This window comes from uncultured Nevskia sp. (assembly GCF_903885465.1).
GTDB lineage: Bacteria > Pseudomonadota > Gammaproteobacteria > Nevskiales > Nevskiaceae > Nevskia.
On the sequence record NZ_CAISIQ010000451.1, the window covers coordinates 1 to 13079 of the forward strand.

Annotated in this window: 6 protein-coding genes; all 6 read left to right on the forward strand. The window is 66.0% G+C overall.

Annotated elements, in window-relative coordinates; translation table 11 throughout:
- On the forward strand, positions 1 to 1065 hold a 1065-nt coding region (locus tag QZY06_RS17480), incomplete at its 5' end, for a GspE/PulE family protein (RefSeq protein WP_295686418.1).
- Between the two features lie 16 nt (positions 1066 to 1081).
- Complete coding sequence (gene gspF / locus QZY06_RS17485; protein WP_295686420.1) at positions 1082 to 2305, forward strand: type II secretion system inner membrane protein GspF; 1224 nt, start codon at positions 1082 to 1084, stop codon at positions 2303 to 2305.
- A gap of 78 nt (positions 2306 to 2383) precedes the next feature.
- The gene (locus tag QZY06_RS17490; RefSeq protein ID WP_295686421.1) at positions 2384 to 4396 is read left to right on the forward strand and encodes an AsmA family protein; all 2013 of its coding nucleotides are present in this window, start codon (positions 2384 to 2386) and stop codon (positions 4394 to 4396) included.
- Positions 4397 to 4700: 304 nt separating this feature from the next.
- On the forward strand, positions 4701 to 10574 hold the full coding sequence (locus tag QZY06_RS17495) for a lamin tail domain-containing protein (protein ID WP_295686422.1): 5874 nt from the start codon (positions 4701 to 4703) through the stop codon (positions 10572 to 10574).
- Positions 10571 to 12520 (forward strand): hypothetical protein, encoded by a 1950-nt coding sequence (locus QZY06_RS17500; RefSeq protein WP_295686423.1) that lies wholly within the window; start codon positions 10571 to 10573, stop codon positions 12518 to 12520. Before QZY06_RS17495 ends, QZY06_RS17500 begins: the two co-directional genes overlap by 4 nt.
- A 14-nt stretch (positions 12521 to 12534) precedes the next feature.
- Positions 12535 to 13079 (forward strand): TonB-dependent receptor (locus QZY06_RS17505; protein WP_295686425.1); only part of this gene is annotated, 545 nt, incomplete at its 3' end.

The window sequence follows — 13079 nt, forward strand, 5'->3', positions numbered from 1 at the left end:
ACGGTGCGCTTCCGCATCGACGGCGTGCTGCGCGAGATCCTCAACCCGCCACGTTCGCTGGCGCCGAAGATCGTCTCCCGCGTCAAGATCATGGCCAAACTCGACATCGCCGAGAAGCGCCTGCCGCAGGATGGCCGCATCAGCCGCGCGTTTGGCGGCCGCAAGGTCGATGTCCGCGTGTCGACGATCCCCACCGGCGGCAACGCCGAGCGGGTGGTCATGCGTATTCTCGACAAGCAGGCCGAGCGCCTCGATCTCGAACAGCTCGGCATCGATCCGGTGCAGACCGCGACGCTGAAGCGGATCATCAATCGGCCCTACGGCATCATGCTGGTCACCGGCCCGACCGGCTCCGGCAAGACCACGACCTTGTACTCGGCGCTGTCGACCCTGAACGACCGCAGCCGCAACATCATGACCGTCGAAGATCCGATCGAGTACTACATCGACGGCGTCGGCCAGACCCAGGTCAACCTGCGTGTCGAGATGACTTTCGCACGCGGCCTGCGCGCGATCCTGCGTCAGGATCCGGACGTGGTGATGGTCGGCGAAATCCGCGATCTCGATACCGCACAGATCGCCGTGCAGGCCTCCCAAACCGGCCATCTGGTGATGTCGACCCTGCATACCAATACCGCCGTCGGCGCCGTCACCCGTCTGCGCGACATGGGTGTCGAGCCTTACCAGCTGTCGTCGTCGCTGGTCGGCCTGATGGCGCAGCGCCTGGTGCGCACCTTGTGCAAGCACTGCAAGACGCCGTACGAGCCGAAGCTCGCCGAACTCGAACAGCTGGGTGTGCCGCAGCGCACCGATCTGCTGCTGTACAAGCCGGTCGGCTGCCCGCTCTGCCGGCACACCGGTTTTGCTGGCCGCAGCGGCATCCACGAGATCATCGAAGTCGACCGCAAGCTCGAAGCGCTGATCCACGACAACGCTTCCGAGCAGATCCTCGAAGCCGCCGCCCGCGAGCGCGGCCCGGGCATCCTGCAGTCAGGTCGCAACAAGGTCATCGCCGGCGACACTACCCTGAGTGAAGTGCTGCGCGTGACGATCGAGGAAAGCTAGGCCTAGGGCCGTCCTCATGTCCGCCTACGAATACAGCGCACTCGACACCCGCGGCCGGCAGGTCAAAGGGCTGATCGAGGGCGACACCCAGCGCCAGGTTCGCCAGCTGCTGCGCGACCGCAGCCTGACGCCACTAGAAATCAAGGAGGTAGACGACAAGGGTAGCCGCAGTTCGCGCGCCAACCTGCCGATCACCCGCGGCGGCAGCCTCAATTCCACCGAGTTGTCGCTGTTCACGCGCCAGCTGGCTACGCTGACCCGCTCCGGCCTGCCACTCGATGAAGCGCTGGCGGCGGTATCGCAGCAGAGTGAATCGAAGCGCGTGCAGCGCGTCACCCTTGGCGTGCGTTCGCGAGTCACCGAAGGCAACAGCCTGGCGCGGGCGATGGGCGAATTTCCAGGTGCCTTCCCGACCCTGTTCCGGGCGACGATCGAAGCCGGCGAATCGGCCGGCAAGCTCGATTCGGTACTCGAGCGCCTCGCCGACTACGCCGAGCGCTCGCAGGCAATCCGCAGCAAGGTGATGCTGGCGACCTTCTATCCGGCGATCCTGACCTTTGTCGCGATCGGCGTGATCTCGCTGCTGATGTCCTACGTCGTGCCCAAGGTGGTCGGCGTGTTCGATTCGATCGGCGCCGATCTACCGCCGCTGACCAAGGGTCTGATCGCGACCAGCGAGTTCCTGCAGCACTTCGGCTTCGGCATCTTCATCGCGCTGCTGCTCGGCGTGTTCATCTTCCGTCGGGCGCTGAAGAACGATGGCTTTCGCCGCAAGTACCACCTCTGGGTGCTGCGCTTGCCGCTGATCGGCCGTCTGGTGCGCGGCGCCAACACCGGCCGCTTCATGCGCACCCTGGGCATCCTGTTCGGCGCCGGCGTGCCGATTCTCGATGCGCTGCGGATCGGCTCGCAGGTGGTCGAAAACCTGCCAATGAAGGAAGCGATCGACGCGGCGGCGAAGCGCGTCCGTGAAGGCGCCAGCCTCAACAAATCACTGGCCGAAAGCCGGCTGTTCCCGCCGATCACCATGCACCTGATCGCCTCCGGCGAATCCTCCGGCAAGCTCGACGACATGCTCGATCGCGCCGCCGAAAATCAGGAACGCGAACTGGAAACGCTGATCTCGGCGCTGATGAGCCTGTTCGAGCCGATCCTGATCCTGACCATGGGTACCGTGGTGTTGCTGATCGTTCTGGCGATCTTGCTGCCTATCTTCAACCTGAACCAATTGGTGCAGTAGCAGCCCCCGGCAAAGGATTCGCGGGCCCGCTTCCTGCTGCCCCACAGGTTCGAACTCGCCATCAAGAGCCGCCTGACCATGCCGACCACCCTCCAGCCACGCCGTCAGCCCAAGCGCCCATTCGTCTCTTCGTTGGGCGCAAAGCTGATCGCGATCCTGCTGGTCCTGATCCTGCTTGTGGTGCTGCTGTGGGATTGGAACTGGTTCAAGCCGCTGCTGGAATCACGCGCTTCCGCGGCGCTGAACCGCCAGGTGACGATCGCCAATCTCGACGTCAAGCTGCGTTGGCACCCGTGGATCGTCGTCGATGACCTCGTGGTCGCCAATCCGCCTGAGATGACCCCTGAAATGCCGGGCGGCTCGCTGGCCAGCGTCGGCCAGCTCAGCGTGCACATCAATCCCTGGGCGCTGTTCGACGGCAAGGTAGTGCTGCCGGATCTGATCATCGACCGCCTGCGCGGTGATCTGCGGCCGACGCCGTCCGGTGTCGGCAACTGGGTGCTCGACTTGCCACCGGGCGATCCGAACCAGCCCGGACCTGCGATCGACATCGGCACGCTCAGCATCATTGACGGCACGGCGCACGTGCTCGATCCGGCCAACAAGGCCGATTTCGTGCTGACCGCGCATACCGAGAACGCGGATGCCGGCGCTGAAGCGAAGATCATCGTCACCGCCGATGGCCGTTACAGCGCCCAGCCCATTACCGCCAAGCTGATCGGCGGCGCCGTGCTCGGGCTGCGCGATCCGGCCAATCCTTACAAGATCGCTTTCACGGCGGCGAATGGCGCAACCAAGATTGCCCTGAACGGCACCCTGCTCGATCCGCTGCGTTTCGGCGGTGCCAACGTCAGCCTCGAACTGCAGGGCAACGATCTCGCCGCCTTGTTCCCGCTGACCAACATCCCGCTACCGGAAACGCCGCCTTACAAACTCAAGGGCATGCTCGATTACGGCGAGCAGAAGATCCGCTTCACTGACTTCCATGGCACCGTCGGCTCCAGCGACCTGGGCGGCGATCTCTATTACCTGCCACGCAAGGATCGCCCGGAGATCACTGCGAACCTCATCTCCCAGAAAGTCGTGCTCGCCGATCTCGCCGGCTTCATCGGCGCGCCGCCGGGGAAGGACGGTGCCGCCAACGACACCAGGCAGCAAAAGGCCGAGCGTGAGAAGCAGGAAGCCAAGCCTTCGCTGCTGCCGGATCAGCCGATCAACCTGCCGAAGCTGCGTTCCGCGGACATGCACGTCAGCTACAAGGCCGAGCGCATCGAAACCGATGAGCTGCCGCTCGACAACATCATTGCCGTGCTCGACATCGTCGACGGCAAGCTGACCATGAAGCCGCTGAGCTTCGCGGTCGGCACCGGCGCGATCGCTCTGAACATCGCGCTTGATGGTCAGCAGGATCAGGTGCACGCAGTTGCCGACATCGACTTCCGCAAGGTCGATCTCGGCCACATCCTGAAGAAGAGCACGATCTTCCATGGCACCGGCGTGATCGCCGGCTCAGGCCGGATCGACACCACCGGCAACTCGTTGAAGACCATGCTCGGCCGCGGCGATGGCCAGCTGAAGCTGTTCATGACCGGCGGCGATCTCAGCGCCATCCTGATCGACCTTGCCGGGCTCGATCTCGGCAACGCCGTGCTGTCGGCCATCGGCATTCCGCGCCGGACCGATCTGCGCTGCATGATCGCCGACTTCGGCCTCAAGGACGGACAGGTCGATACCCGTACCCTGCTGCTCGATACCACCGAGGCCAATGTCATCGGCAGTGGCGCGATCAATCTCACCGACGAGAAGATCGACTACAAGCTGAAGACCGAGCCTAAGCACTTCAACATCGGCTCTCTGCCCGCGCCGATCATCATCAAGGGCCCGCTGAAATCGCCGAGCGTTGCTCCTGAATACAAATCGCTGGCGCTGCGAGGGGCTGCTGCAGCCATACTGGGCATCGTTGCGACACCACTGGCCGCGCTGATCCCGACTGTCCAGCTCGGGCTTGGCGATGATAATGACTGCGTGGCGCTGCTGAAAACGGTCGGTGCGCCACCGCAAGCGGCCAAGCGCAAAGGCAAGGGTGGCTAGCCGGCCCACGCTGTTTCCAGATGCGTGAAGACCCCGGCCAAAGCGCCGGAGCTTCAGTATGGCCAATGGCTTTTTAAAGCCGATTTTTCAGCCGTGATCGGGAAGTTTTCCGGGGTAATCCGGGAATAAATCCCATATCTGGCGCTTCCGCCGAACCGTACCGTCCCGACATCCAGCAACTCCCGATCGCCGCCAATGGCTGACGGGAGCATAAAGCTTGATGTCGATTCAGCAGAACCGGTGATTCGGCTCCTGCCTCCGCATCAAGCGAACAAAAACGGTTTGCGCGGAAGGGAGCTTGATCATGAAGCAGGTCGTCGTGTCGGCAGCGCTTGCCGCGCTGTTGCTGTCGTCATTCCCGCCTGCAGCGCAGGCCCAGGACGCCAGCGGCGTGGTGATCAGCCAGTTCGCATCGCGCGGACCGGGCGGACCCAACGACGATTTCATCGAGTTGTTCAACGCCGGCACCACGCCGGTCGATCTGAACGGCTGGTCGGTTCGCAGCTGCTTCGGCAGCACAACGGCCACGTTCATCGCCCAGGGCACGATCGAAGGCAGCTTCATACTGCCACCGCGCGGTTACTTCCTGCTGGGAGGATCGGGCTACGTCCGCAGCACGCCGGCCGACGCTTTCTTCAATCAGCTTTCCGAATTCCTGACCATGGCCTTCAACGGCCGCTCCGGGATCCAAATCCTCGACGCGACCGGTGCTGTCCGCGACGGCATCGGCTCACCGGTTTCGGTCGCCCAGCCGGCCGGCAGCCATTGCCGCGAAGGTGCCGGGCGCGCAACGGTCAATACCGGCGTGGCCGATGTCGCCTACTACCGCCGCGTGGTCGGTGGCCAGCCGCAGGACAGTGACGACAACGCCGTCGATTTCCCTGGCGACCCGGTCGCCGCCAATCCGCGGAACCTCGCCAGCCCAGTGGCTCCCGCGGCGACGCCGCGCCCGGCGGTCTCGTTGTCGACCAACGCCGCGACGATCAGCGAAAGCGGCGGCGTTGCCACGATCACCGCAACCTTGTCGGCAGCGTTCACCGATCCGGTCACCGTGGGCCTGCGCTTTGCCGAATTCGCTCGAAACGGCGTCGATTACACGCCGTCGGCAAGCACGATCACCATCGCGTCCGGCGCCACCACCGGCAGCATCACGCTGACCGCCAGCGATGACGCCGTGTTCGAAGGCGCTGAAACCATCGCCGTCGTGCTCGATAGCCTGGACAACGCCGTGCGCGGCACGCCAGACCGGGTCGGCGTGACGATCGCCGAAAACGAAGCCGTGCCGACGGTTGCCGGGCCCCGCATCTACCAGATCCAGGGCGCAGCGCATCGCTCGCCGCTGGTCGGCCAGACGGTCACCGATGTGCCGGGCATCGTCACCGCAGTCGCCGCCGACGGCTTCTACCTGCAGGACCCGGATGGCGACGGCAACCCGGCGACCTCGGACGCGGTGTTCGTCCGCACCGCTGGCGCGCCGACGGTCACGGTCGGCAGCAAGCTCGCGGTCAGCGGCCGGGTCAACGAGTTCCGTCCGGGCGGGCTGAACGGCCTGAACAATCTGTCGGTCACCGAAATCGTTGCCAGTACGGTTTCGGCCAGCGCCTTTCCGTTCGCCAACGGCACGGTTGCGGCCACCACCATCGGCAGCGGCGGCAGAGTGCCACCGGCCGAGATCATCGACAACGACAGCGCCGGCAATCTCGAAGCCAGCACCACGACGGTGTTCGATCCGGCTCAGGACGGCCTCGATTTCTTCGAAAGCCTCGAAGGCATGCTGGTTCAGGTCGGCAATGCCCGGGTGATCGGCCCCAGCGACAGCGACGGCAACCTCTGGGTGATCGGCGACAACGGCGCCAACGCCACCGGCAGCAATGCCCGCGGCGGCCTGACCGTGATCGAGCGCAGCCCCGGCGGCGTCGATTACAACCCAGAGCGCATCCGGCTCAGCGGCGGCCTGCCCGGCATCAGCGGCCCGGTCGCCGACGTCGGTGACAGCTTGGCCTTGGCGCGCGGCGTGTTGAGCTACGACAACGGCAGCTACGCGCTGCGCCTGACCACGGCCCCCGCCGTCACCCGCTATGCGCTGCCGGTGGACTCAAGCCGGTTCGCTCCCGGTGGCAATCGCCTGAGCGTGGTCACTTACGCGCTCGGCAATCTAGGGCCGGCCGACACCGCCCGCTTTGCCCGCATCGCCGGCCAGATCGTCAGCCAGCTCGGCGCGCCGGACCTCATCAACCTGAGCGGGGTCCAGGACGACAGCGGCACGGCAGACGACGGCATCGTCGCCGCTACCGCCACCATCCAGGGCCTGCTGAACGCCATCAGCTCGGCCGGTGGCCCGGCCTATGCCGCGCTGCAGATCGATCCGATCAACAACGCCGACGGCGGCCTGCGCGGCGCCAACGGCCGCATCGTGCAGTTGTACAACCCGGCGCGGGTCAGCCCGAACCCGGGCGCCTCCGGTGTCGGCGGCCCCGGCAGCTTCATCGCGTTGCTGTCCGGCGTGACCATCGGCCCGATCACGCCGAACCTGTCACCGGCCTTGCTGCGTCCGGAAATCCCGGCGTTTGCCGACAGCCGCAAACCGCTGGTCGCTGGCTACCGTTTCAACGGCCGCAACCTGCTGCTGGTCGGCAGTCATTTCATCGAGACCGACGGCGACGACAGCCTCACCGGTCTGAACCAGCCGGCGCAGGTCGCCAGCGATGTACAGCGGCGACTGCAGGCGACGGCCATCCACACGTTCGTCCGCAACGCGTTGGCCCTGGACGCGCGGCTGCGGGTCATCGTGCTTGGCGATTTCAACGCCGATGACTTCCGGCCGCCGCTGCGCATCCTGCGCAACGGCCCGCTCGGTGCGGGTGATAGCGAGGGCACGCTGCCGGCGCTGGTCAATCTCGGCGTGCTGCGAGTGGCCGATGCCGCCGAGCGCTACACGCAGATCGTTGCCGGCAATGCCCGCGCCAGCGACCACATCCTGGTCACCAACGAGCTGAACGATCCGGCCGCCGAAGTGCAGTACGTGCACGTCAACAGCGAATACGCCGACCGCGCAGCCGATCGCGACGCTGTGCTGGCGTCGCTGCCGCTGTCCCCGAATGCAGTCCCCCTCGCCCGCGCCTTGGCGGATCCCACCGTCTCCGGCCCCGGTGGCGGCGTCAGTCTGTTCGATGACGGCAGCAGCGACAGCGACGGCGCAGTGACCAAGTTCAGCTGGAGCCAGGTCGGCGGCCCGGACGTCAGCATCGACAGTGCGTTCTCGGCCAACGCGGGCTTCACGGCTCCCGAGCTCGACGCGACGTCGGTCCTGACTTTCCGGCTGACAGTCACCGACAACGACGGCGGCACTGGCTTCATCGATCTGCCAGTGACCGTCACCGTTCGCGACGGCGACTTCACGGTCGAGCCGTTCTCGTTCACGCCGATCAGCGGCGTCGAACCGGGCAGCACGCAGACCAGCAACGAAATCATCATCGCCGGCATCGACACCTCGGCGAACCTGTCGATCGTCAACGGCAGCTATAACATCGACGGCGGCGAGTTCGTCAGCGATCCGGTCCAGGTCTACGGCGGTGAGCGCATCCGCGTCCGCACCAACGCATCGGCGAACTTCTCGACCACGGTCACCGCCACTCTGAGCATCAGCGGCGTGTCGGCAGACTTCACCGTCCGCACCCGGGACGGCAACAAGATACCGCTGCCGTTCAGCTTCCCGGCCCTCAGCAACGCCGAGCCGGGCGCAACGGTGGTATCGGACAGCGCCGTCATCACCGGGCTTCAGTCACCCTCGCCGATCAGCATCAGCGGCGGTCCCACTAGCCTCTACTCGATCAATGGCGGGCCGTTCACCGCCGCTGCAGGCAACGTGTCGAACCTCGATACCGTGCGCGTGCAGCAGACGGCATCGACCGCCTTCGAAACCAATACCGTCGCCACCGTGGTCATCGGCGGCGTCAGCGGCAGCTACAGCGTCACCACCCGCGCGGTCGACACCACGCCGGATGCCGTGGCGTTCCCGCCGGTCACCGGAGCCACGCCGGGCGCCACGGTGACCTCCGAGTCGATCAGCATCTCCGGCCTCGAACAGCCGGCTTCGATCACCGTCGTCAACGGCCTGTACTCGATCGACGGCGGGCCGTTCACCAACGCCATGATCAGCACTGTCAGCAATGGCAACACGGTGCGCGTGCAGCAGTCGGCCTCGACCAGCTTCTCGACCACCACGGTCACCACGCTGACCATCGGCAGCCTGGCCGTGCCGTTCAGCGTCACCACCGTCGATGCACCGGACACCACACCGGCGCCGTTCGCGTTCACGCCGGCCACCGGCGCCGAACTGAACAGCCTGGTGATCTCGAACGCGATCACCGTTGCCGGCATCAATTCGCCGACGCCGATCTCGATCAGCGGCGGCCTGTACTCGGTCAACAACGGCGTGTTCGTCGGCGGTGCCACCCTGGTCAATGCTGGCGATACGGTGCGCGTGCAGCGCTCCGCTTCGAACCTGCCGGCAACCACCACGACAGCGACGCTGACCATCGGCGGTGTCAGCGGCAGCTTCAACGTCACCACCCGAACTGCCGACGGCACGCCGGGCGCGTTCAACTTCGCGCCAGTCACCGACGCCGAGCCCGGCGCCACCGTGACCTCGGACTCGATCACCGTCTCCGGCCTCGAAGGGCCGGCAGCGATCAGCGTCACTGGCGGTCTGTACTCGATCAACAACGGCGCGTTCACCGCCACGCCGGGCACGGTCGACAACGGCAACACGGTGCGTCTGCGGCTGACCGCATCGGCACAGTTCTCGACGCCGGTAGCAGCGACGCTGAGCATCGGCACGCAGCAGGGCGCGTTCACGGTCACCACCCGCGCTGGCGATTTCGCGGCCGATGCGCCGAGCTTCGCTTCGGTGACCGGTGCCGAACTCGGCGCGCTGGTGACTTCGGCGACCAGCGTCGTCAGCGGCCTTGAAGTGCCAGTCGCGATCACGGTGTCCGGCGGCCTGTACTCGATCAACAACGGGCCGTTCACCGCCCTCGCCGGCCTGATCAGCAACAACGACAGCCTGCGCCTGCAGCAGACGGCGGCGAGTCTGCCAGCGACCACGACGACGGCGACGGTCAGTCTTGGCGGCGTCACCGGCAGCTTCAGCGTCACCACCCGCGGTGCCGACACGGTGCCGAACGGCTTCAGCTTCGCGCCGTTCAACAACGCCGCACCGGGTGCCGTGATCAGCAGTGGCGCAGTGATCGTCAGCGGCATCGAAGCACCGGCAACGATCAGCGTCGTCAACGGCCAGTACTCGATCAACGGCGGCGCAGCGACGGCGGAAACCGGCACGATCGCCAACGGCGACAACGTGCGCGTGCAGCAGGCCGCCAGCAACGACTTCGCGGCCACCACCACAGCAACGCTGAACATCGGCGGCGTCTCGGCTGCGTTCAACGTCACCACACGCGCTGCGGACGTGATCCCTGATGCCTTCGTGATCGCAGCGGTCAGTGGCGCGGCACCGGGCGACACGGTGATCTCGGCAACCGTGTTCATCGCCGGCCTCGAAGCACCGGTGCCGATCGCCGTCGCCAACGGCCGCTACTCGATCAATGGTGCGGCGTTCACGGCCGCGCCAGGGCTGGTCGGCAATGGCGCAGCAGTGAGAGTCGAGCACATCGCCTCGGCAGGCTTCACCACCACCAGCCGGGCAACCCTGAGCATCGGTGGCGTCACCGGCGATTTCGCGGTGACCACCCGCGCTGCCGATACCTCGCCGGACGCCTATGTCTTCACCGCCGTCGACGGCACCGCGCTGCTGACCGCGCAGATATCGAATGCAATCACCGTCAGCGGCATCGAAGTGCCGACACCGATTTCGGTGATCAACGGCGAGTACTCGATCAATGGTGCGCCGTTCGTGACGCCGGTCGGCATCATCGCCAACGGTGACAGCCTGCGGGTGCGTCATACCAGCTCCGATCGTCCCGGCACCACGACGGTGACCACCGTGGCGATCGGCAATCTCAGCGCCCAGTACCGGACCACCACGGCAGCCGCCACTGATCCAGGACCGGGGCCCGGCCCAGGCCCCGGCCCTGCGCCGTCATCGGGCGGCGGCGGTGCGATGAATCCGCTGTGGCTGCTGGCGCTGGTGCTGGTACGGCAGCTGCGGAGGCGCGCATGAATCACCGTGTTCGCTGCGTTTCCGGCCTGCTCGCGGCAGCGCTGCTCGCCGGCTGCGGCCGCGACAACGGCCGCATCGCCGATCCACCGCCAGTGCTGCCGACCTTCTCCGGCATCGTCAGCATTGGTCAGGCGAGCTCGCGCATCGAAGTTCAGGTGGCCAGCAATGGCACCTTTCCTCGTGACGGCCGCTTCGGCCAGAACGGCCAATTCATCGTGCCACTGGCGGCGCTGACGGCGCCTTATCTGGTGATCGGCAGTGCTGATCCACTCGACAACCCGGACGCCATTCCGCTCAAGCTCGCGGCAGTCACGCGGGCGAACAGCGGCACGATCAATGTCACGCCGCTGACCCAACTGGTGGTGCTGGAACTGGCCCGTCAGGAACCGGTGACCTATTTCAACCGTCTGCTGACCGCAGGCGGCATTCCGATTGCGGCCCGGATCGCCGATTTCGCGCCGTTCACCGATGCCGCGATCGTCAGGGCCCAGGCCACCGTGGTGCGCCTGCTGCGCCAGGAACTCGGCATCGTCGTGCCGGCGTCCGTCGCCACGGGTGACTGGGTAACCACGCCGTTCGTCCAAGTGGCAGGCGATCCGATGTACGACACGCTCAGCGCTTTGAGCGCGAGCATCGCGCGCAACCAGTTCGTTCCCGGCAGCTATCCGAACAATCGCATCGACGAACTGGCGCGCTGCGCCCGCGAGCAGATCGGCATCACTGTGGGCCCGGAGTTCTATCAGTTCTGCCCGGCCACCCGCGATGCCTTGCCAGACGAGGCCGATGCTTCGGTGCTGGTGTTCCGGCTGTTCGACATCCGCGGCAACACGCTGAGCTTGCGGCTGCGCGACAGCACCGTGATCGGCATCGAACTGCGCCGCTCCGGCCTGCCGTTGTACAGCTGCGATGAAGCCAGCTGCAGCCTGGTGATGGTCGGCGGCGAAGTCAGTGAACGTTCGCGGCCACTGAGCTTCTCGAACACTGTACTGAGCGCCGCCGACGGCAGCACCGCGCAGCTGGTCGGCACCGCGATCGGTGGCGTGCCCGGCCGGCCGGCGATCAACTGCGATGGCGCCGAAGGACTGGCGCTGTTCGTCGCTTCTGCCGATGGCACCGTAACGGCGCAGTGCGCCAGTGCCAATGTTCGGTTCGAGGCAGTGGCCAGCTCGCGCTATGTCTACCGGTCCGCGATCGAAGCTTTTGCGGTGCCGGAGGTGAGAGTCGACGGCGATCGGCTGTTGAGCATCACGCTGTTCCAGCAGGACGAGAACAATTTGGCACTGGTGCCCTTGTTCGAGTGCGTCGGCGAGGCCTGCAACGGTGCAGCGCTGGGCGAGTTCGTGGCACTCGGCAATCTGACCAATGCCGAACGAACGCTGAGCCTGAGCGGCACCGTGCTGCAAAGCCTGAGCGGCGGCACGCCGGTGACGCTCGATGGCGGCATCAATCTCGGCAACCGCATCGACCGCATCCCACCCGATTGCACAGGCTTCCCGGCCAGCGAAACGGTGCGTGTGCGGGTCGAAGGGGAAACCGATCATTGGGACTTGTGCCCGCCTTATGACATCGACGAGGGCACGGTCGCCGGCTTCGTGATCCGCGACGCCAACATCGGCCGCTTCCCTGGTGCCCAGCTCGGCGACTACGTCTACAGCTTCGCCAACAACCAGGCCCGCAGCGAGTCCTACCTGACGATCATCGCCAGCCCGGCCGGCCTGGTTCGCAGGCTCCAGTACGACCGCGCACAGGGAGAAAGCTTCGCCTGCGTCGATGCTGCCTGCCTGTCGGCGGTGACCATCGGCCCGGCCAACGCCCAGAGCGCGCACGCGGTGAGCATCACGCCGATCACGGTGTCGGAAGTGCTGCTCGGCGACCGGCCGGGCGATCGCCGGGTCAGCCTGCAGGGTCAGCTGCTGACCGCGCCGGATCGCAGCTTCCTCGAATGAACGACAAGCGCGCCATGAACCCTTTCCGCCAGCGCCCCGCTGCCCGTCTGTTCGCGGTTGGCCTGTTGATGTTCGTTGCCGATGCCGTAGCCCAGACCAGCCCGACGCCACCGCCCGCTGCTGATGGCGCCACGCCGAAAGGCCCGGCCAGGATCGAGCTGGGCCCGGTCGACGTCAAAGGCGACCGGCCGCCGGTTTCGGTCGGCCCGCTGCCCGGCCTGAACCTGACGCGCGACCAGATCCCCAGCGCCATCCAGAGCGCCACCGCCGAAGAGATTCGCGCCTCGCATTCGATCGGCATTGCCGATTTCTTCAACAACCGCCTGCAGTCGGTGACCGTCAACGACTACCAGGGCAATCCGTTCCAGGTCGATGTGACCTTTCGTGGATTCACTGCCGGCCCGCAGCTCGGTACGCCCCAAGGCCTGTCGGTGTTTTTCGATGGCGTGCGAGTCAACGAGCCGTTCGGCGACATCGTCAACTGGGATCTGCTGCCGACCAATGCGATCGAGCGGCTCGACCTGTTCCCCGGCTCGAATCCGGTGTTCGGTCTGAACAC